Source organism: Massilia sp. Root335, from assembly GCF_001425685.1.
GTDB lineage: Bacteria > Pseudomonadota > Gammaproteobacteria > Burkholderiales > Burkholderiaceae_D > Telluria > Telluria luteola.
In genome coordinates this window covers 307-21,786 of sequence record NZ_LMCY01000015.1, presented here as the reverse complement: position 1 = coordinate 21,786, position 21,480 = coordinate 307, and the positions used below count along the sequence as shown (strand labels likewise).

General features: G+C 69.3%; 11 protein-coding genes. 1 reads left to right on the top strand and 10 read right to left on the bottom strand.

The genetic code is table 11. The features are described 5' to 3' along the window. Positions 1-6: 6 nt before the first annotated feature. Complete coding sequence (locus ASC93_RS10265) at positions 7-3,138, top strand: glycoside hydrolase family 2 TIM barrel-domain containing protein (RefSeq protein ID WP_157201839.1); 3,132 nt, start codon at positions 7-9, stop codon at positions 3,136-3,138. On the opposite strand, the gene ASC93_RS10260 is transcribed toward ASC93_RS10265, so the two are convergent. The 10 genes from ASC93_RS10260 to ASC93_RS10215 form a co-directional block, all read right to left on the bottom strand. Then, positions 3,101-6,397, bottom strand: a complete 3,297-nt coding sequence (locus ASC93_RS10260; RefSeq protein ID WP_056440743.1) for a DUF4450 domain-containing protein — start codon at positions 6,395-6,397, stop codon at positions 3,101-3,103. The two genes, ASC93_RS10265 and ASC93_RS10260, sit on opposite strands and share 38 nt — an antisense overlap. 77 nt (positions 6,398-6,474) lie before the next feature. Then, positions 6,475-7,074, bottom strand: coding sequence for an NF038129 family PEP-CTERM protein (locus tag ASC93_RS10255; RefSeq protein ID WP_056440740.1), 600 nt, complete (start codon positions 7,072-7,074; stop codon positions 6,475-6,477). A gap of 10 nt (positions 7,075-7,084) precedes the next feature. Beyond that, positions 7,085-9,196, bottom strand: coding sequence for a hypothetical protein (locus ASC93_RS10250; RefSeq protein WP_056440735.1), 2,112 nt, complete (start codon positions 9,194-9,196; stop codon positions 7,085-7,087). Between the two features lie 16 nt (positions 9,197-9,212). Then, positions 9,213-13,157, bottom strand: coding sequence for a TonB-dependent receptor (locus ASC93_RS10245; protein WP_056440732.1), 3,945 nt, complete (start codon positions 13,155-13,157; stop codon positions 9,213-9,215). Positions 13,158-13,371: 214 nt separating this feature from the next. Continuing rightward, positions 13,372-14,340 carry a FecR domain-containing protein gene (locus tag ASC93_RS10240; protein ID WP_056440730.1) on the bottom strand — a complete coding sequence of 323 codons (969 nt, stop codon included), beginning with the start codon at positions 14,338-14,340 and terminating at the stop codon, positions 13,372-13,374. Continuing rightward, positions 14,324-14,911, bottom strand: coding sequence for an RNA polymerase sigma factor (locus ASC93_RS10235; RefSeq protein ID WP_082547917.1), 588 nt, complete (start codon positions 14,909-14,911; stop codon positions 14,324-14,326). Before ASC93_RS10235 ends, ASC93_RS10240 begins: the two co-directional genes overlap by 17 nt. A 65-nt stretch (positions 14,912-14,976) precedes the next feature. Beyond that, entirely contained in the window at positions 14,977-16,719 is a 1,743-nt protein-coding gene (locus tag ASC93_RS10230) for a glycoside hydrolase family 28 protein (RefSeq protein ID WP_056440726.1), read from the bottom strand. Then, on the bottom strand, positions 16,716-18,860 hold the full coding sequence (locus ASC93_RS10225; RefSeq protein ID WP_229412672.1) for a hypothetical protein: 2,145 nt from the start codon (positions 18,858-18,860) through the stop codon (positions 16,716-16,718). Before ASC93_RS10225 ends, ASC93_RS10230 begins: the two co-directional genes overlap by 4 nt. Beyond that, complete coding sequence (locus tag ASC93_RS10220; protein WP_056440723.1) at positions 18,857-20,248, bottom strand: glycoside hydrolase family 28 protein; 1,392 nt, start codon at positions 20,246-20,248, stop codon at positions 18,857-18,859. Before ASC93_RS10220 ends, ASC93_RS10225 begins: the two co-directional genes overlap by 4 nt. Positions 20,249-20,401: 153 nt before the next feature. Further along, on the bottom strand, positions 20,402-21,343 hold the full coding sequence (locus ASC93_RS10215) for a LysR family transcriptional regulator (RefSeq protein WP_056440718.1): 942 nt from the start codon (positions 21,341-21,343) through the stop codon (positions 20,402-20,404). Positions 21,344-21,480: the final 137 nt, after the last annotated feature.

The following is a 21,480-nucleotide window of genomic DNA, read 5'->3' as shown; positions in this document are numbered from 1 at the left end:
AGCACGATGTCGATTTCAATGAACCGCCGCGGCATGCTGGGCATGTCGGCAGCCCTGGGCCTGGTCGGTACGGTCCGCGCGATGGGTCTCGATCATGGCGCGCGCGTGGACGCGGCCGGACGGCACGCCATCGCCGACGAAGGATGGACCCTGTGGCTCGACCGCGCCGCCCAATGGCAGCAGGATGTCATCTACCTGCCGGAGCAGGTGCCGCCGATGCCGGCCCTGCCGGTCAATCCGCCGACGGGCGGCTGGGACGCGCTGTACCGGGGGCAGGGCCTTGCCGTGACCCTGCCGACGACGGTCGAAGAGCACTTCTGGGCCCGGTTCGGCGAGCGGCCCTACACCGCCGACGAATACCGCTATGCCGAGGACGATCCGGTGCCGCAGAACGGCGCGGTGCCCGGCGTGTCGTGGTGGTGGAAGGCAATCGACATTCCCGCGTCGGCGCAGGGGCAGCAGGTGTGGCTGCACATCCGCGGCGCCCGCATGCGCGCCGAAGTGTTCCTGAACGAGGTGCTGGTCGGCTATTCGATCATGTCGGAACTGCCGATCGACTGCGACCTGACGGCCGCCATGAAGCCCGGCCAGCCGAACCGCCTGGCCATCCGCATCACGAATCCCGGCGGACGGTTCGACTGGAAGGACTCGAACAACACGGCCTGGGGCCAGGTCAAACTCTATCATTCGCACGGCTTCGGCGGCATCGACCGCGGCCTTTCTTTGAGCGTGCACCCGATCGAAGGCCGCATCCGCGACGCCTGGGTGCTCAACACGCCGGACCCGCGCGTGGTCACGGTGCACGCGGAGATCGCGGCCAGCCAGGCCGTCAAGCCCGGCGACCTGGGTGCCACGGTGCTGGACGCGACGGGCGCCAAGGTGCCGGCGCACGTCACGCTCGAGCGGCTCGACACGGCCGCCGGCATCGCGACGGCGCGCCTGCGCGTGCACGTGCCGTCCGCCCGCTTGTGGGACCTCGACACGCCGCACCTGTACCACGTGCGCCTGCAATGGCAGGCGGGGAAGGCGGTCGACACGCGCGCCGTGCGCTTCGGCTTCCGCTGGTTCGCCGCCGAGGGCATCGGCAAGAATGCGATGTTCCGCCTGAACGGCCGCCGCATCAAGCTGTACACGGCCATCTCGTGGGGATACTGGGGCTATAACGGCCTGTTTCCGACGCCGGAACTGGCGCGCCGCGAAGTCGTGGCGGCGAAGGCGCTGGGCCTCAATTCGCTCAGCTTCCACCGCAACGTGGGCAAGCCGGAAGTGCTCGACGTCCAGGACGAACTGGGCCTGACGCGCACGATGGAACCGGGCGCCGGGCGCATGGCGATCGGCAGGGCGCTCAAGCCGGGCGAGCGCCTGTCCGCCGCCGAGGCGTTCAGCCGCGACTTCATGGTGTCGAAATGCAGGGCGATGGTGCGCGCGCTGCGCTCGCATCCGTCGCTGGTCCACTACACGCTGCAGAACGAGGTGTCGGCCGATCTCGCCAATCCCGACGTCGAAGCGGTCCTGCGCGCCATGCACGACCTCGACCCCAGCCGCAGCGTGATCCTCAACGACGGCTTCGTGGGGCGCGGCGCCGCCCAGGCGATGTTCCTGCCCTACGACGATCATTACTATCGCTCGGACGTCGAGAAGGCCGGCGGCTGGTGGGTCAATCACCAGGGCGCGGGCGACCAGTGGTACGACAAATTCTATGCCGACAAGGAGAACTTCATCCACCGCCAGACGATGCCCGGCGCGATCGTCGAATTCGGCGAGATGGAAGGCTGCGCGGTCGGCGACAACCATCCCCGGATGATCGCGGACATCCGCCGGCACGGCGGCAAGAGCTACGACCTCGAGGACCACGTGGCGATCGCGGACGGCGCCGCCGCCTTCCTCGACAAGTGGGGCTTCCGCCAGGCCTTCCCGACCGCGGAGAGCTACTTCCTCGCGGTCGGCAAGAAGCAGTACGACGCCTGGCAGAACTACCTGGAGAATATCCGGATCTGCGACGAGGTCGACATGGCCGCGATCAGCGGCTGGGAATCGACGGCCATCGAAAACCATTCGGGCATCGTCGACAACCTGCGCTACTTCCACGCCGATCCGGACCTGATCCGCGTGAGCCTCTTGCCGGTGCGTCCGGTCGCCAAGCAGCGCCGCTACGCCTACGCGACGGGCGAGGCGGCGGACCTGGACATCTGGCTCCTCAACGACACCGGCAAGCCGCTGTCCGGCACATTGACCCTGAGCGTGACCGGCCCGGACGGGCAGTCGGTGCGGGTCGGCGATTACGCGGTGCCGGCCAACGTGGCCGACCGGTTCAGCTACCTCGTCGCCGAACACGTGAAGACGCCGCCGTTCGCCACGCCCGGTCCGCACACCGTGCGGCTCGAACTGTCCGGCCGGCCGGACGTCACGTTCGCGCGCGCCCTGTGGGTCACGCGCACGGACGCCGCGCCGGCCGCGCGCACGCTGCGCATCGCCGTCGCGGGCATCGCACGCGGCCTGCGCGAGCGCCTGGCGGCGTTGCCCGGCGTGGAAATCGAGGACTTCCGGGCGGGCGCGGCTTACGACGGCCTGGTCGCGTCGGGCCTGAAGGCCGCCGACATCGTGCAGCGCCAGATCGGCGACCAGACCGGCCTCGAAGCCGCGCCGAAGAAGGGCGCGAAGCCGAAGCTGGTCCCGGGCGAACTGGCGCCCGACGTGCTGGCCGCGGTCCGGCAAGGCCTGCCGCTGCTGGCGATGGTGCCGGAAGACGGCCTGGCGGACGGCGTCGCCCGGCAGCTGTCCGGCCTCGGCCTGTTCGACTATGCCGGCCAGGTCGGCGACCTGCGCGCGCCGTGGATGGGCAACTGGAACGTCCTGCGCACGCATCCCGTGTTCGCCGACATCCCCGCCGACATGGCCGCCGGCGTCTGGCACCAGATCCCGGGCCAGCCGTCGAATGGCCTGATCGTGGACGGCGAGGGCGTCGCCGTGATCGCCGCCTACAGCCGCGACCACGACCGCCGCCTGGGTGCCGCGAGCTTCACCGTGCAAAAGGCGGGCGCCAGGGTGCTGTTCCACCGCATGCCGGACATGGCGGCGCCGCTGCAGACGCGCTTCCTGCTCAACGCGCTGGGCTGGCTGGCGGCGCGTCCAGCGTGAGTCCCATCAGCCCGATCACGACGTCGTTGGCGAGCGTGCGCAAGGTCAGGCTTTCCAGCCGGCGCGATGGGTCGAGCGGCACCTCGATCACGGTCGCGGCGCCGCCCGCGACCTCGCGCCCGCTGCCCTTGAACGTGGCCGGGTCGAGCACGCGCACGCGCGCCGTCCGCAGGTCCACGCGCACCGGCAGGCGGCCGCACAGGGGGAACTGGTAGTCGTCGACGAAGTAGTCCTGCTCGACGGGCCACCAGTTGTCCGGGTTGCGCAGCGCGGTGCGCGCGGCGCTGCCGTCGGCATAGGCGACCACGATCTCGCCGTTGTCGATCCGGCTCTGCATGAAGTTGGTCGACCCCGCCATCAGCAGGAAGGCGCGGCGCGCCTGCCCGTGCAGCGGGATCGTCACGGCGCGCGGGTAGTTGTCCCATTGCGAAGTGAACACGATGTTGGGCCCCGTGCCGCCCGGCGTTGCGAAGCGCAGGCCGTTCGGCAGCGCCAGCACGCCGTCCAGCGCGCGCAGGCCGGCGTCGTCGATGGCGGGCAGGGCGTTCAGATGGCCGGCCCAGGCGCCGATGCCTTGCGCGGGCAGGGCCAGCGTGACGTGGGGCGCGCGCGGCGTCCGGTATTTGCCGGCCTTGAAGATCTCGGTCACGCGGTCGTTGAACCACGGCGCCAGGTCGACGCTCGTGCCGGCGATAGGCGCGCCGTCGATCCAGTCCGGACCCGCCAGCGTGCACACGCCGGGCGGCTTGGGCCTGGCTTGCGCCTGCCACCAGGTGAAGTCGCCCTCGCGCACCTGCGTGAAGCCGTCGCGCGCGGCGCCCGTGGCGCGGGCCGATTGCGCGTCAGGCATCGCGCCGCGCCATGCGACCTCGATCTCCGCGGTGCGCCCGAACGGCAGGTCGATGCGCAGCCGGGGTGCGCCGACCGCGTCGGGCACGGCCTGCCACGCGGCCGGGCGGCCGTCGACCGTCACCCGCGCCACGCCGGCGCCGCGGGCCGGCAGCTCGAGGACGAGGCGCCGGAAGCGCGTGCCGGCCTGGGCGACGGTCCAGCTGTCGCGGTTGCCGTTGCGGCGATAGGACAGGTCGAGGTCCGGGTGGGTGAGCGCGGCGTGGTCCCATGCGGCCGGCAGGCCGGGACGCAAGGTCAGCACGCCGGCGAGGGCGTCCGGCCGCACGCCGAACAGGCCTTCGACGATGGCGCGCGACATCACGCCGATGCCGTCGGCGAAATCGCGCTGCGCTTCGCGCCGGTAGACGTCGAGGTAGTTCAGCGTGCCGATGTTGCCGGGGCTGATCCCCAGATACAGGCTGGCCAGCACCGCGCCCTTGGCGATGTCGTACGCGGTCTCCGGGCGGCCCGCCTGCCAGTAGGCGAGCGCCGTATGCAGGTTCTCGTCGAACACGACGTTGTTGATCGACCACGAATACGGCATCCAATCCGTTTCGGACAGCACGCGGTAGGGCCGGTCGGCGGGCACGCCGGGGCCCGTCACGGGGATCGCGCGCAGGTGGGCGTCGAGGTCCGCGGCCATGCGCGCCGCCTCGAACGCGGTCGGCACCTGCGAATCGATGGTGTGATAGAAGGTCCACAGGCCGTAGCTCGGGTGCAGCAGCCGGCGCCCCAGCACGTCGCGGTATTCGGCGAACGCGCCGCGCGCCGGCATCCACAGCTCGCGGCGCATGGCGCGCCGGATGGCAGCCGCTTCGAGCCGGTACGGCGTGGGATCCTTGCCGATCAGGGCGGCGATGCGGGCCGCCATCTCGTTGTGCCACGCGTTGTAGGCCGATGCGTGGGTCACGCCGCCGCCGTCGTAGTACAGGTCGTCGCTGGCCCAGATCGCGGCGTAGGCGTCGTACAGCGGCAGGCCGTCCGGCCCGAATTCGCGCCGGAACAGGCGCCGCTCCCACGCGAGGTGGCGTTCCAGCACGGGCCACACGGCGCGCGCGTAGGCGACGTCGCCGGTCCACAGCAGGTGGCGCAGCAGGGCGTCGACGAACACGAGGTTCATGTCGTAGTGCGAACTGCTCATGGCGCCGTTCGAATGCAGGCCCGGTTCGTTGCGCGCGAGGTTCGCGCGCGGATCGGCCGGCGGCGGCGCGGCCGGGATCGGGGAGACGTCCTGGCGCTCTGTCCACACGCCGAAGTTGGCGCGCGCGCGCTCGTGCCAGCCCAGCGCATCGAGCGCATACGGGCCGCGCCAGCCGAGCAGCTTCATGCGCCAGGCGATGGCGCCGTGCATGATGGCGTGCTGCTGGCCGTCCCAGACGGCATCGGCCGCCACGTTCAGCGCGCCCATGGCCGCGTTCAGCCACGGGTCGGGCGTGTCGATGCGCACGCGTTCGCGCAGTTCGCTGAAGTGCTTGCGGGCGGCTTCGAAGCTGGGGGCCAGGTCGGCGGGGGCGAAGCGCGGCGGCAATGCGGCGCCCGTGACCTGCAGCGCGAGATCGATGGCCGCGTCGCCCAGCGGCAGCGTCCCGACCGCCACCGCCGGGCCGGCGCCCGGGCTCGACGCGAGCAGCGCCGCGGGATCGTTCCACAGGCGCGCGTCGGCCAGGCGCACGCGCGCGGGACTGCCGGTCGTCGCGCTGATCGTCGCGCGCCGGCCGGCGGCCACGAAGCCGCGGTCGTCCACGTCGTAGCGCGTGTCGCGCGCGAAGTCGGGCACGAACTGGAAGAACTCGCTGATCGGCACGCGCTCGCTGCCGATGTCGCCGCCCCGTTGCCCCTTCTGGCCGTTGCCGGGGCCGAAGGCGAACACCAGTTCCGCGCCAGCGGGCAGGTGTGCGCCGCGGATTTCAACGCCCAGGCCCTGGCTGTCGGCATACGCGACGGCGGCGATGTGGATGCGGCCCTCCGGCCCGAGCAGCGGGTCGGCGATGTCGTACAGCAGTTCGCCGGGGCGGTAGCGCATGCCGACGTCGGCGGCGTTGTGCAGCCACAGCGTGCCGGCCGCCGTGCGCAGGCCGAGCCGCAGGTTGCCGCCGCGGCCGGGCAGGTACAGCGAGAACTCGGGGCGGTCGCCGCCGTCGACACGGAACGCATCGTTGCCGCCGTACAGCGAGCGGTTGAAGAATTCGGTGCCGTTGTCGATCACGAAGTCCGCGCCATCCGGGTGGTAGCGCAGGGGCCGGGCGACCTGGCCGCGCAGGTTCGGATGCAGTTGCGCGTTGCGGGTCTCGGGCGATTCGTCGGCGTGGACGGGGAAGGCGAGGCCCAGGCAGACGGCGATGGGAAGCAGGGAAGCGAGTCGTTTCATGCGCGATCAAGAAAAAAGGCCGTGCGCGCGCACCCATCGCGAACACAGCCAAAAGGAGACGAAAAAAACGGCCCGGTTCAGCGGCGCCGGCGCCGCAGCGCGCCGGCGAGCAGCAGGAAGCCGGTCGCCATCTGCGCCAGTGCGGCCGGTTCGGGCAGCGGCGTCACGCCGGCCAGGGCGGCGTCGGTGGTCACGCCGTCCGCCTGGCCGGGCTGCAGGCTGAACGTGACCACGTTGCCGCTCGTGCCGGGCGCGTAGCTGAACCGGTCGGCGCCCAGCAGGGCGACCGAGAGATCCATGCCGGACGCGCCGGGCGCCTCGATGCCGCCAAACGCCACGTCGAACGCGAGGATGCCGCCGAAGCCCAGCCATGCGCCGTACTCGTCGCCGTTGCCCAGCACGAGGCTGGAGGCCAGCGTGCCGTGCGGGCTGCCCCATGCGAAGTTGGCGGCGTCGTCGAACGCCCCCGTCACGCGGGCGACGGTGGCGGTGGGCGCGGCGGGCGAGGTGGGAGATAAGGGCCCGGCGAACAGGAAGTCGACGTAGCCGCCCGTGCCCGGCAGCGTGCGGGTATCGACCGTCACGTGGTACAGCGGGTTGGCGCAGGCGCAGCCGGCGGCGGCGAACGTGCCGGCGGCGAGCAGGGTGCGCAGCAGCAGCGATTTCAGGATGTGCATGACGGTCTCCTCAGAGCGTGCCGGTGTAGAGTTTGGGGACGTAGCCGATGGCCGCGCGGGCCGGGTTCAGGAAGCTGGTGGCGACGGTCGCCGATGCGCCCGGCGCCAGCGCGGACACGGGCAGCACGAGGAACGGCGCGGCGCCGTCGCTGCCGGCCTGGTTGGCCAGCGTGACGCCGCCGGTCAGCGCATCGAGGCGGAACAGCAGCGTGCCGGACAACGGCGCGGCCGACGCGTTGGTGAAGGTCACGGTGCCGTTCCACATGCCGTTCGTGCGGTTCAGCGTGAAGCCCGACCGGGTGATCTTGACGCTGGCCGTCACGTCCTGGTAGAAGCCCGCGCCCGCCGCCACGTGCGACAGCGTGGCGGCAGTGCGCACGCCAGCGTCGCCGGACGCGACGCCGACGCCGGCCCGCGCGTTCGCCGCGAGGGTCGCGTGGGCGGCGTCGAACGGCGTCCACACGACACCGTCCGCGCTCGTGGACGCCGTGAACGTGTCGCCGCCCTGGCGCAGGCGCAGCCAGGTGCCGGCGGCGAAGCCGGTGCCCTGCACGGTGGCCGTCGCGGCGCCGTCGGTGGGGCGCGACAGCAGCTTGAGCGTGCCGGACGCGTCGAGGACGAGGGCCACGAACGCGGCCTGTGCGCCCGTGGCGCCGCGCACCATCACGCCGGCCTGGCCTGCGCCGAGGGCGTCGATCCGTGCGGTGACCATGCCGTCCGGCGTCCACGGCCGCGACGCGAACTGCGCCTGGTCGAAGCTGCCGGCGCCCGTCAGGACCCAGGTCTGCGTGAGCGGATCGTAGGTGCCGGCGCCCGCCGGCGCGGCGCCGCCGATGTCCTGCGCCGTCCACAGGTCGGGCAGGATCAGGCTGTTCGCGTAGGCCTCGATGTTCGTGTACCCGGACGTGCCGAACGGTGCGCCGGCGGCCGCGGGGTCGTTCGTGCCGATGCCGTAGGCCTGCGCCCAGTAGTCGGGGATGCCGTCGCCGTTCAGGTCAGGCAGCGGCGTGCCGCCGTTCAGGATGCCGTAACCCAGGTTGGGCAGGCCGGTACTGGCCTGGTTCTTGGTCAGGCTGCCCCGGGTGCCCACCGACAGGGTGTCGCTCACCGCGACCTGGTCGACCGGATCGCGCGGCCAGACGCCCGCAGATGCGGTCACGTTGAAATACGCGTCGGCCGCCGCCAGCGCGGGAATCGCCGGGGTCCCGGGCGCCCATGGCGTGGCCGACGGGATCGAACTGCCCACCTTGTTCTGCGCGCTGCCGTTCAGCGTGCCGTCGCGATTGGTGTCGGCGAAGTTGCCGGCCGCGTAGATGGTCTGCTTGTTGTTCACCTGGTAGTAGTAATTGCTGGTCGTCGACGTGCCGGGACCCGCGACGAAATAATTGTTGACCAGGTCGTGCGAGAAGTACCCGCCCGTATTCCCGACCGTGTAGCCGGCCTGGTAGTCGTAGACGACGTTGTTGATGAACTGCGTGTTGTCCTTGGAGAGCGGCTGGCGGTTATGGCCGTTGACCCACAGGTTGCGGTAGAACGTGGACGGCCCGCCCTCGACGTGGGCGCCGAACTGCTGCCCGATCGGATTCGCGATGATCGTGTTCTGCACGGTGAAGTCGACGGCCTTGACGGCGTCGAACGAATCCCATTGGCCGTACTCGATCGAACAATGGTCGAGGATGAAGTTCGTCGTCTTCGACGCGCCGATGGCGCTCTTGCCGGTCAGCGGATCGAGGTTGCCCTGGCGGACGCGCAGGCCGCGCACGATGATGTTGGACTTGTTGCTGAGCGAGACCTCGCCGCCCATGATGCCGACGCCGTCGCCGGGCGCGGTCTGGCCCGCGATCGTGATGTTGCCCTGGACGGACACCGGCGACTTCAGGACGATGTAGCCGCCCACGTCGAACACGACGATCCGGTTGGGGACGTTCACGGCGTCGCGGAACGAGCCGGCGCCGGCGTCGTTCAGGTTCGTGACGTGCACGATCGCGCCGCCGCGGCCGCCGGTCGCGCTGGCGCCGAAGCCGACGGCGCCCGGGAAGGCGGGCACCTGGGCGAAGCCGGGAAGGGCGGCGAGCGCCAGGGCGCAGGCCACGGCCAGCCGCGTTGGATTCTTGAATCGCATGGCGATACCTTTCTGGTCAAAGGGTGCGGAAGTTCACGCCGACCATGATGCGGCGGCCGGAATAGGCGTAATCGAGCAGGTTCGCGGTGCCGTCGGCGAACGGCGTGAACGCGCCCTGGCTGTGCGAGGTGGTCGCGTTGCCGAGGTTGCGCCCTTCGACGAAGACCTCGACCGCCGGCGTGATCTTGTACGAGATCTTGCCGTCGATGAAGCGGGTGGCGTCCGTGAAGTTGGGCGAACCGGGGTTGTACGGCATGCCGATGCGGCCGCCGCCGACGTTCGGGTAGTTCAGCATGCTGGTCGACCCGCCGCAGGCCGCGATGCAGTTGAAGTGCGAGCCGACGGCCTGCACCGCGATCCGCGCCGACAGCCGGCCGTCGTCGTACCACAGGGCCGCGTTGTAGGTGTACTTCGACTCGTTCTGCGGCGGCAGCGGGACGCCGGTCAGCAGGTCGACGATGTTGGCCGTCGTCGTCGCCGAGTGCATCTTCGTGTAGTTGCCGTCGAAGCCGGTGTAGCGGAAGAACCAGGGCAGGAAGGTGAACGCGGTCTTGGTGCTGAACTCGAGGCCCTTGCGGCCCGTCGTGGAACCGTTGATCCAGGTCGAGTAGTTGAACAGGAGGTCGCCCAGCGACGCGCCGGAGACCGGATCGATCAGGTTCGTGTTGGCGAACAGCGGCGACTTCGACACGCCCTGCGCGATCGCGGGACCGACCTTGCCCTGCTGGCGGAACCCGGCGATCGTGAACATCGTATCCTTGTTCGGATAGTATTCGAGCGACAGGTTCTGGTTGATGTTCTTCTGCGCCTGCAGGGCCGGATTGCCCACGGTGCCCGAGCATTTCTGCGGGTCTTCGCCCTGGCCGGCCAGCACCTCGTTGTAGGTGCACGAACCGGATGCCAGCAGGCGCGACACCGGCGGCCGCGCGACGGTCTTGGCCGCGCTGTAGCGCAGCACCAGCTTGTCCGGCATGACCCAGGCGGCCAGGTTCAGGCTCGGGAGCACGTCCGACGTCTTGGCGTCCGTGACCGTGCTTTGCTGTACCGTGTTGGTCACGGTGCCGCCCACCGCGTCCGGCACGTCCGGGTCGAAGCTGGCCGTCTTGGTGATCGACGTGAAGCTCATCATGCCGGTGCCGTGGACCTTGGTGCGCACGTAGCGCACGCCCACGTTGCCGTCCAGTTCCCAGCCGAACGGCAGCGGGCGGTCGGTGAACGGGATGTGGTCCAGGCCGAAGTCGCCCATCAGGTAGAACGCATCGGTGCGTTCCTTCAGGTGCTGGGCCGGCTGGTCGTGGAGCTGGCCGTCGTTGGCGGTGCACTGCTTGACGCAGTCGAAGTTGGTGTTGGGGATGTTCAGGATGCCGAACAGCTTCTCGACGTCGATCTGGGTCCAGTTGTCGATCAGGCCCGCCGGCCGGCCGCTGGCGCCGCTGAAGAACTGCGTGGGCGTGGCCTTCAGGGTCATGACCTGCTTGAGCATGTCCATGAACTGGTCGGTGGTCATGACCGAGGCGCCGTCCAGGATCTGGCGGATGTCGCCTTTCGGGATCCAGCCGTACACGCACTTGTTGCCGCCGGGCGCCAGCGAGCCGGGCGTGTCGGCGCAGCCGTACATCGTGCTGCGCAGGGTCGGCGAGGGCATGACGAGCGGTTCGACATAGCCCGGCTTGCCGTAGCTCCCCACCGCATTGCGCAGGATGTAGCCGCCGTTGTTGATGTTCCAGTTGTCGTTGCGCGTGTCGCGCAGGTTGTAGCCGGTCTTGAAGCGCTTGAAGAAGGGGATGGACTCCGGCGTGGCCCACGTCACGTCGAGCTTCGCGGTGCGCTCCTCGCTGAAGTACATCGTCGGGACCCAGGTCAGGTTCGGCGAGGACGTGACCGCGTTCTGCTGGGCGGCCGTGTACGCGGGCGTGGCCGTGGTGATGTAGGTGCTCAGCGGGACGGCCCCGCTGGCGCCGCGCGGATACAGCTTGGCGAAGCGCGACAGGTCCGAGTTGTCGGTCGGGTTGAAGCCCGGGAAGCTGTAGCCCCACAGGCCGTTCGGCAGCACTTGCAGGGTGCCCGAGCCGTAGTAGTCGTTCAGTGTCAGGTCCTTGACGCCCTTCTTGAAATCGGACCGGGCGTCGCCGACGAAGAATTCCGAGGTCAGCCCGCCGCGCTTGAAGGCGCCGCCCAGCTGCAGGTAACGCGCGGTGGTGACGCCGATGCCGTGGCTCTGGCCGGTCTTGGCCACGCCGTTGCTGTTCGTGTTGTCGAACGTGTATTTCAGCAGGTGGTGGTTGGCGTCGACCACCGCGGAACCCGGTTCGACGTTGGTCGCGCCGTTCTGCACGCTGAAATTACCCATCGAGAACGACAGCGAATTGATGTCGTCGTGGCGCTTGTTGTAGCTGCCCTTGGCGTACACCGTCAGCTCGTCGCTCACCTTGAAGTCGGCGCGCAGGTCGAGGTTCTGGCGGCGGTCGATCTCGCGCCTGACGACGTAGCGCGGACCCGACGGGGTGTAGTCGTTCCACTGGTTCAGGCAGGTGTTCAGCTCATTCGTGCGCTGCGTCTGGGCCGCGGTGCGGTTGGCCGACACGATCGTGTTCAACTGCGCCGCGCTCAACGCGGGGAACGCGCCCATGCAGTCGGCCTTGCTCTGGGCGGCGGCCGACCGGGTGATCAGGTCGAGCGGCGTGGCCGAATTGAAGCTGCCGCCGCCGATCAGGGGCGAGGACAGGATCGGGTTGCCGGTCGCCGCGTCGGCCGTGTTGACGGTGCCCGGCTGGAAGCTGAAGGTCTTCTGCGGCGAGTTGTCGAAGTCGTACAGGCGGTAATAGCCCTGGTTGCTGCCCGACACCTGGGCCAGGTGCCCTTCGTTGTCCAGCGTCGTGGTCGAGGCATTCAGCACCACGCCCAGGCGCCCGTGCATGAACTTGTCCGCGAGGATCAGGTTGGCGTCCGGTTCCCACTTCTTGTTCAAGCTGCTCTGGCTGCCGGCCAGGCGCAGCGAGGCGAACGGCTTCTTGAAATCGAGGCCGGTGCGCGTCTTGATCTGGATGCCGCCGCCGAGGGCGCCCTCGGTCATGTCGGCGGTCGAGCCCTTGACCACGTCCACGCTCTTGATCAGGTCCGCCGACAACTGGCGGAATTCCATGCCGCGGCCGTCGCCGCCGCCGTTCATGTCGCTGCCGCCGGCCGACTGCACGGCCTGGCCGTCGAGTTCCACCCGCGTCAGCTCCGGGCCGTTGCCGCGCACGGCCACCGTCACGCCCTCGCCGAAGTCGCCCCGGTCCAGCGCGATGCCGGCCATGCGCGAGATCGCCTCGCCGACGTTCCGGTCGGGCAGGGCGCCCACGTCCTCGGCGACGATCGAATCGATCGCGGTGGCCGCGTTCTTCTTGCGCTCGATGCTCGATTGCTGCGACGCGCGGGTGCCGACCACTTTCACCTGCTTCACCGCGCCGGCGTCGCCGGCCGCCTGGGCCGGCTGGTCGACGCCCTGGGCCTGCGCATGCGCCAGCGGCGCGCCCATCATCATGACCGCCGCCGATACCGCGCAACAGGTCGCCTTTCGTTGGCTGGGAATGCCAGATTTTGTCATTGTCTCCTCCGTCATATTGGAACCGCTCGACGCGTTGTCGCGTGTACCCGCGGGGCGTTTCAGAATCACGACGGTGCCGCTCGCGCCGATCCGTCCGATCAGGCTGGTGCCCTTGAGCAGCCGGTCGACTGCTTCGGAGATGACGAACGTGCCCACCAGTGCATTGGTCGTCACGCCGTCCAGAATATCGGCCGAGGCCAGGATATTGATGCCGGCCTGGCGCGCGAATTCGGGAATGGAGTGCGTCGCCGCGCCGGCCGGTATGTTGAACGGCTGCGGCACGTCCTCGGCATGCGCGGCACCGGCATGCGCCGCCATGCTCATGGCGACGACGATGCCTGCTCTTCCGATGTAGTCATGCAGTTGGGTCATGTCTCTCTCCTGGCTTCACCTGGATGCGGAACTATGCTGCCCCGTTACAAGTAAAGACGGACGGCGCTCCGGTTTCCTCGGACGTGCCGCGTGCCGGATTCATTCGCTCAACAACATGAGCGGAGCCTCGATGGATGCAAACGAAACAGACCCGGCGCGCCTTGCGGCACGCCGGGTCCGTGGAGGAGCCGAAGGGTGATGCGCAATCCCGCAATCAGATGGCGCGCCGGCCGGCGTCGTGCGCGCGGCCGATAAGAATCCTTTCCGTGGTGATCTCGACCGGCACATCCAGGATCAGGCTGACGTCCCGCGCGAACAATTCCGGCGCATCCAGCTGATACTGGCCGATCAGGCGTTTGTCCTGCAGCGCGGGATCGACGATGACGATGGTGCGCGGGCTGTAGCGGTTGAAATCGGCCACCGCTTCGCCCAGCGTCTGGCGCGTGAGCACCAGTTTGCCTTCGCGCCAGGCGAGGCGGCGGTTCACCTCGTCGGGCTGGCGCGTCACGGGAATCGCCTTGGCGTCCGGGGCCAGGAAGGCGTGTTCGCCCGCCGTGACCAGGCGCCGCGCCGCCGTGCCGTCGCGGCTCCAGACTTCGACCGTGCCTTCCGTGACCAGCACCTCCGACCCGGACGCCAGCCGCCGGACGGAAAACGCCGTGCCGACGGCGCGGATCAGGGCATCGCCGGCGGCGACGATGAACGGCTTCGATTTATCCTTGGCCACTTCGAACCACGCTTCGCCTTTGCGCAGGTTGATCCTGCGCTGGTGTCGGGTAAAGGCAACTTCGATCTGGCTGCCGCTGTTGATGCTGGCGATCGATTTGTCCTGCAGCGGGACGCGGCGGAATTCGCCTTTCGCCGTGCTCAGGACCGTGCCCTGGTGCAGCGCCGCATAACCGAACGTGCCGGCCACCGCCGCCATGCTCGCGGCCAGGCCGCCGAGCACCAGGTTGCGCCGCCGGGACCCTACGCGGCCGCGCGTCTTGTCCGCAGCGGGAACGACCTGGTTGCCGGTCGCGATATGCATCGCGTTGTCGATCGCCAGGGCCCGCGCGTACGCGCCCCGGTGGCGGATATCCGCCGCGTACCACGCGTCGAATGCCGCCGTGTCCGCGCGGTCCAATGCGCGCATGCGCTGTCGCACGACCCATGCGAAGGCTTCGTTATCGATCTCTGACATTGCTCGTCTTTACCGCACGTTTGGGTGCCGCGGCCGGGCGTTCGCCGTCGGCCCGCGCCATGCCGTGCCTGGAAATCATTTCCGACATCAGCCGCATCCCGCGCATCATTTCATGTTCGACGACGCTGTCGGTCAGGCCCAGCGTTTCCGCCGTCTCGTTCTGCGACATGCCGTGCACGCGGCGTGCGCGGAATACCGATTTGCACCGGTCCGGCAAATTGCCGATCAGGCCGAACACCCATTTCAATTCCTCGCGCGCGAACACCACGCGCTCCGGCGACGGCGCGGTATCCGCGACGTCCAGTTCCTCCAGGTTGGCCATCGTTTCGATGCTGACGACCGCATCGCGCCGGATGCGGTCGAGCACGATGTTCTTCGCCGTGCGGAAGACGAAAGCCTTCGGGTTGAGGACATGGCCGAGGTCCGGCATGACGAGGATCCGGTAGCAGGTCTCCTGGATCACGTCGTCGATTTCGGCGGCGTTGACGCAGACGCGGCGCAGCATGCCGCGCAGTTCCGCCTCGTGCGGCAGAAAGTTTATTGTCAGCCAGTCAATGACTTCGTTATCCATGCGGTTGCTCATCCGTGGTCCCTATCTGTTAAGACGAACGCCATGAACATTTCCTCAAGATTTTTTCAGGGGCTGTCGACAAGCTTGCCGGCGATCGTCACCCGGGTCAGCACGACGTCGCGGACGTTGTGGAGGTAGATGGGTTCCTTGCCGTTGCGCGGCGTGCCGAAGTCGCAATCGGTGAGCGTCACGTTCGACACCGGCGGGATGGGCGTGCCGGCCGGTCCGTTGAAGCTGGACGCGACCGGCCCGAGGATCACCACCGCTTGCCGGCACGAGAACGCGCCGTCGGCCATCGGCGCGTTCCCCGCGCGCAGGTTGGCGATGTGGATGTCCGACACGGCGGTCGGGCGCGTGCGCACGGCGTCGTCGCCGGCCGCGTAGTCGCAGTCGATGGTGACGATGGCGCCGCCGCCGGTGGCGATGCCCGGGCGCGGGCGCGCGTCGACGCCGTTCGGCACGGTCACGTCGCGCACGTACAGGTGGCGCAGGAAGCCGCCGCGGTTCATGTTGGCCTTCAGGCGGATCGCCGATCCGAGCGGCTCGGTGGCCCAGTGCGCGTTGCGGAACTCGATGCGCTGCGCGTACACATGCTCGATCCCGCCCGCCATCTCGCTGCCGAGCGTGATGCCGCCATGGCCGCTGTTCATCACGCTGTCCTGGATGACCACGTTGCGCGTGGCGCCGTATTGCGTGTCGCGGTTCTTGCCGGACTTGATCGCGATGCAGTCGTCGCCCGTGTTGAAGGTACAGCGGTCGACCAGCACCGTATCGCACGACTCGGGATCGAAGCCGTCGTTGTTCGGCCCCAGGCTTTCCATGTTCACCCGGCTGATGCGCAGGTTGCGGCACGCGACCGGGTGGTGCTGCCAGAATGGCGCGTCGACCACCTGGTAGTTGTCCAGCAGGACGTCGCTGCAGCCTATCAGCTCGATCATGCAAGGCCGCAGGTAATGGCCGATGCCGAACACGCGGCGCGCGACCGGGACGCCCGCTTCCGACAGCGCGGGCAGGTAGCGCGGATCGCCGTTCCAGCGCGGATGCGTGCCCTGGACCAGCGCGCGCTGGTCCGCCGTCAGCCAGGGTGCGACCTTCTCCAGCGGCGCGTTCAGCGGATTCACGGTGGCCGCGTTGACCCGGCCTTCCTTGCGGTCGACCCAGTCCCACCACGGACCCGTGCCGGCGCCCACGTCGACGCCGGCCTGGCCGTTCAACACGCTGGTCCAGTCCGCGCCCGTCAGCGCGATATTGGTCTGGTTGAAGGCGTACACCAGCGGCGAATAGTTCAGGAGGTCGTTGCCCTGCCAGCGCGACAGCACCAGCCGGCCCGCCGGGCCGCAGTCGATGTCGCCGTACTTCGCGTAGTCGGCCGGGTCGGCGCTGAAATAGATCTGCGCGTTCGCCGCCAGGTGCACGTGCACGTTCGAGCGCAGCACGATCGGCCCCTTGCAGTACCAGCTGCCGGCCGGGACCAGCACGCGGCCGCCGCCCGCCTTGGCGGCCGCGGCGATGGCGGCGGCGATCGCCGGGTAGCAGTCGGCGGCGCCGGGCGCGGGCGTCAGCACGTCTCTGCGCCTGCTGCGCCAGGCGGATGTTGCCGGCACCAGCGCGCAGGGCTTCGCGCCGAACGCGGTGATCGGAATATCGCGGTCGGGGAAGACGAGGGGACGCATGCAGCGCTCGACGATCCGTTGCGCGCGCTGCCACGGATCGTCCGGCGCCGGCGCCGGCGTGGCCGCCGCGGCGGCGCGGGAGGCCAGCAGCGCGCCGGCGGCCGTCGCGCCATGCAGGAAGCGGCGGCGTCTCATGGCAGCGGCTTGAAGCCTTCGGCCCGCACGACCCAGCTGCCGTCGGTGGGGAAGCCCGGCGCCGGATGCGCCGGCGCGCCGTCCCAGCCGCCCGCCATCATCGCCACGGCGGCCAGCAGCGCGCCGTTGCCGGGCAGGTAGACCGGCAGTTTCGTGTTCGGATTGTGGCCCGCCTGCGTATAGCCGTTGTTCGGGCCGTCCGACTTGAGCAGCACGCCGACCGCCGCTTCCGGCTCGCCCAGCCGCGCCGCCGTCATCGCGATCATCGGGTAGTCCCAGCCCCAGATCTTGGTCTTCCAGTCCCAGCTCGCGAGCACCGCGTGCAGCGTGCGGCGCATCGTTTCGCGGTCGACGCCGTCGCCCGGCAACTGGCCCAGCGCCATCAGGAAGGACGGGTGGTCGTGGCGGCTGTCGACGTTGTCCCAGGTGTCGGGATGCGATTCCAGCGCCACGTACTTGCCGTCCTTCTGCGGCAGCGCGGACAAGTGCGTGCGCTTGTTTTCCCAGTCCGGATCGCGCGCCAGGCCGAGGCGCTCGCGCCATTCCTGCGCGATCTCCAGGCCGCGCGCCCAGTAGCTCAGTTCATACGTCGGATTCATGCTGGTGCGCTGGTCGTAGATCTCCTGCGCGATCCACAGCGGCGGCCCGAGCACCCAGCGCTTGTTGGCGGCGTCCCAGTGCAGCATCGACGCCATGCACTGCGCCGTCTCGAACACGAGGTCGCGGTAGCGCTCCAGCGTCGCGCGCGTCGGATTGTCGCGGTACAGCAGCTCGGCCAGGTGGATGGAATGGGGCTGGTTCCACACGATCAGCGGATTGCCGCCCGGGCTTTCGCGGCCTTCGGGGCCCGTCATCTTCATCCAGCGCGCCCCTTGCAGGCCGCGCTCCTGCGCGACGGCGCGGGCCTGCGGGAGCGTGCGCCGGAACCAGTCCAGCGTGCGCGCCGTGAATTCGGGCCGGCCCCACAGCGCGAAGTGGGCCGTGTGCCACCACACCATCTCGGTATGGTGCTTGCCGTACCAGGTGGACGTCGTCAGCCCGCTTTCCGACGCGGGCGTCGTGTCGCCCAGCTGGATCGCCGTCAGGTATTGCGACAGCACGACGCGGCGTTCCAGTTCCGCCGCGCGCGGGTCGGTGCTGCCGCTGAAATCGACCGCCGCGCCGCTGCGCCAGAAGCGCTCCCAGTACGCCCCGCTGGCCTGGACGACGGCGGCCGCCTCGTGCGCGGCCGGGCGGCCCTCCCGCGCGAAGGAGATCGTCAGCTCCAGCGTGTCGCCCGACCTGGGCGCGATCTCGAACACGTGGGCGCCGGGATGCGCGATCGTCAACGGCGTGCCGCTCGCCAGCGTCAGCGCGTAGCGCGCGGCGTCGCGCACGTGTTCGAGCACCAGCGTGCGGTCGGTCTGCGCCAGCACCCGGGTGCGATGCCCGTCCGGGTGCGACCAGTCGAGCGGCGGGTTGTGGTGGTCGGCCATCGTGTAGCCATAGGGCAGGGCGATGCGCACCGCGATGCGGCCGCTGGCCAGCAGCGGCGACCGGATGCGCAGCGCGAGCGTATCGCTGTCCGGATCGACGGCGCTGCTGACGCTCACGGGCTGGCCCAGCAGCCGCACGCGGCTGTCCAGGCGGCCGCGCCACATGTCGAGGCGCTGGTCGACGCCGGTCACGTCGGCGGCGGTCAGCTTGCGCGCGCCGGCGCCCGCGAGCACGAAGCCGATCTGCGGCAGCGGTTGCAGGTGCGGGTTCTCGCGCAGCCACTGGCCGGCCGCAGTTTTCGTGTTGGTCGGGTAGCCGACGGTACGGCCCCAGGCCGTGTAGTCGCGGTTCGCATCGGCCAGCTTGTAGCCGTGCGGGTTCGGGTCCTCGTGCCAGGACCAGCGCGCCTGGGTCTCGGTCGGCGTGCCCTTGTCGTGGTACAGGTCCGGCAGCGATTGCAGGCCCGTCACGTCGGCCGTGAACGCGAAGCGGCCGTTGCCCACGCTGAGCGGCGCCATCGGGTCGATCGCCGTGAGGTGCGGATCGTGGCGTTCGACGAGGGCGCGGCGGTCGATCGGGGCAGACGCCGACACCGACGCGGCGTGCGCATCGGCCAGCGCAAGCAGCAGAGCCATGGCGGCGGCCTTGTTGATGGACCGGATCATCCCTGCTTCTCCTGTGCGGCGACGGTAAAGGAACCCGGCGGCAGGCCGTCCACGCGGCTGTCGCGGCCCAGCGCCACCGGCGCATCGGCGGGCAGGCGTAGCGTCGTGCGGGAAAAGCGCCAGTCGCGGGCGTCGCGGATGTAGCCGCCGCTCGCGGCTTCGATGTCGATGCCGTCGAAGCTGAAGCGCTGCAGCGGCGCCTGCGCGAACGCGGCGATCTCGAACGCGGTCTTGGCGCCTGCCGCCTTGACGTTCCAGATCTTCACGTCGTGGAAGCGCGCGATGCCTTTGTCGGGCGGCACCGGCGTCGCCATCACCTTCCAGTGCGCCGGCACATCCTTCACGTCGGGCGGAATGCTGGCGTAGCTGTACGCCGGGTTCCAGTTCATGTTGACGCGCATGACGACCGGCGTGCCATGCATCGTGATGTCGTGCAGGCGGATGTCCTCGCCCCAGCCGCCGCGCGTGTGCGCCGACTTGAACAGGATGCCGACCGGCGTGTTCTGGTCGAACGCCAGGTTGTACGCCTCGATGTTGCGAAAGCCCCCCGAGGTCTCGCTGCCGAACACGATGCCGCCCTTCGAATAGCGCACCTTGACGTCGTGGATCACCACGTCCTCGGTCGGCCGGTTCACGCGCAGGCCGTCGGCGTCGCGGCCCGCCTTCAGCACCAGCGCATCGTCGTTGACGGCGATGTCGGCGTTCGCCACGACCACCTTGCGCGAGGAATCGATGTCGATGCCGTCGGTGGACGGCCCGTGGCCTGCCTCGTTGTTGTCGATCGTGACACCGTCCACCGTCACGTCGTCCGAATAGCAGACGTGCACCGTCCAGAAGCCGGAGCGGCGCAACTGCAGGCCGCCGCCGATCTTCACGCCGGAAGAGTCGTACACCTGCACGAGGCGCGGGCGGCCCGCGTCGTAGTCCGAGGCCCAGCGCAGGCCGCGCGGCTCGTAGGCCTTGCGCAGCGCCCAGTAGCGCTCCCAGAACACCTTGCCGTCGCCATCGATCGTGCCCGCGCCGACGATCGCCGCGTGTGCCTGCCGGTAGATATTGACGAGCGCCGCCGGCCAGCGCATCTCGATGCCGGCGATCCGCGACGGCAGTACGGGATAATCGTCGAGATTGCGCGACCCCAGCAAGGTGACGCCCTTGTCGAGCTTCAGCGTCACGCCGGATTTCACGAAGATGGCGCCGGTGAGGTAGGTCCCGTCCGGGAACACGACGGTGCCGTGCTGCGCCGCGGCCGCGTCGATCGCGCGCTGGATCGCGCCGGTGTTCAGCGTCACCCCGTCGCCCTTGCCGCCGTAGTCGCGGACGTTGAAGTCGGCCGCGAGGCCGTGGGCGGTCACGAATGCGAGGGCGGCGGCGATGAGCGCTGGCTTCATGGTGGATTCCTTGGCCGGGACTGGGACGTCCGCGTGCGGTCTTTAATAAATTGTGAACGCAGTGTAATCGCGTTCTGCGGCGGTGGCGCAAAAAAACCGTTTTGCTCACGAAGGTGATCGGTTGGCGTGGCGGCGTAGCCCGCGCACATGCCTTCAGCGCGGCGCCGTGTTCTTTCCGGCCGGTCCTTCGGTAGCCCGGCGCGCGGCCGCCATGCTCGTGTGCTTCGCCAGTGCGAGAAAATTGTTCACCTTCGCCGACGCATCCGCTTCGCGCGAGGCCAGCGCCAGTTGCGTGACGGCCTTGGCGTCGGTGATGTCGACGTACACCGCGCCTTCCGCGTGGATCTGGCCGACCGACGCCGGCACGATCGACACGCCGAACTCCGCGGACACGAGGTTGACCACGGACGACAGCTGCGGCGCCTGCTGGCCCAGCAGCGGTTCGAATCCGGCCTGGCGGCACGCCGACAGGACTTCATCGTGCAGCATCGGGCTCGCGATCCGCGGGATCAGGATGAACGGTTCGCCGGCGAGGGCCGACAACGGAATCCTGCGCCGCTTTGCCAGCGGGTGCGCGACCGGCAGCACGGCCTTGAACTGTTCGCTGGCGATCTGGTGCAGCGCGACGCCCGCGAACGAATGCGTGCCGGGGCGCAGCAGCGCCAGATCGAGCCTGCCGTCGGCCAGCAATTCCAGCAGTCGCGCCGACCTGTCCTCGGTGAGCGTGAGGCCGACGCCGGGATAGGCGCTGCGGTACGCGCGGATCAGCGACCTGACGATCGGGTGGAAGGTCGCGGACGCGGTCAGTCCCAGGTTCAGGTGGCCGGTCTCGCCGCGCCCCGCGCGCTGCGCATTCAGGAACGCGTCCTGCGCGTCGTTCAACAGGCGCTTGGCGTCGATGAGCAGCGTCTTGCCCGCTTCGGTCGGCACGACGCCGTGGCCCGTGCGGTGAAACAGCTGCACGTCGAGTTCGCGCTCGAGCGCGATGATCTGCTGGCTCAGCGGCGGCTGGCCGATCCCGAGCCGCTCGGCCGCCCGGGTGACGTTGCCTTCCTCCGCGACCGCGATGAAATAACGCAGGTGTCGTAGTTCCATGCCGGTATCTGTTTTAGATATGGATTCAAAACGATCCATATATTGGACAGTATAGCCGTTCTTTACGATAATGAGTGTTTCATCCCTCCAACCCACCATGGAAGCTGTGCCAATGTCCGAAGCTTTGCAAAAACGAA

Bases quoted from the DNA above. Each gene is read 5' to 3' on its own strand.
- ASC93_RS10235 (WP_082547917.1), bottom strand. From the start codon at position 14,911: ATGGATAACGAAGTCATTGACTGGCTGACAATAAACTTTCTGCCGCAC.
- ASC93_RS10245 (WP_056440732.1), bottom strand. From the start codon at position 13,157: ATGACCCAACTGCATGACTACATCGGAAGAGCAGGCATCGTCGTCGCC.
- ASC93_RS10220 (WP_056440723.1), bottom strand. From the start codon at position 20,248: ATGAAGCCAGCGCTCATCGCCGCCGCCCTCGCATTCGTGACCGCCCAC.
- ASC93_RS10260 (WP_056440743.1), bottom strand. From the start codon at position 6,397: ATGAAACGACTCGCTTCCCTGCTTCCCATCGCCGTCTGCCTGGGCCTC.
- ASC93_RS10240 (WP_056440730.1), bottom strand. From the start codon at position 14,340: ATGTCAGAGATCGATAACGAAGCCTTCGCATGGGTCGTGCGACAGCGC.
- ASC93_RS10215 (WP_056440718.1), bottom strand. From the start codon at position 21,343: ATGGAACTACGACACCTGCGTTATTTCATCGCGGTCGCGGAGGAAGGC.
- ASC93_RS10250 (WP_056440735.1), bottom strand. From the start codon at position 9,196: ATGCGATTCAAGAATCCAACGCGGCTGGCCGTGGCCTGCGCCCTGGCG.
- ASC93_RS10225 (WP_229412672.1), bottom strand. From the start codon at position 18,860: ATGATCCGGTCCATCAACAAGGCCGCCGCCATGGCTCTGCTGCTTGCG.
- ASC93_RS10230 (WP_056440726.1), bottom strand. From the start codon at position 16,719: ATGAGACGCCGCCGCTTCCTGCATGGCGCGACGGCCGCCGGCGCGCTG.
- ASC93_RS10255 (WP_056440740.1), bottom strand. From the start codon at position 7,074: ATGCACATCCTGAAATCGCTGCTGCTGCGCACCCTGCTCGCCGCCGGC.
- ASC93_RS10265 (WP_157201839.1), top strand. From the start codon at position 7: ATGTCGATTTCAATGAACCGCCGCGGCATGCTGGGCATGTCGGCAGCC.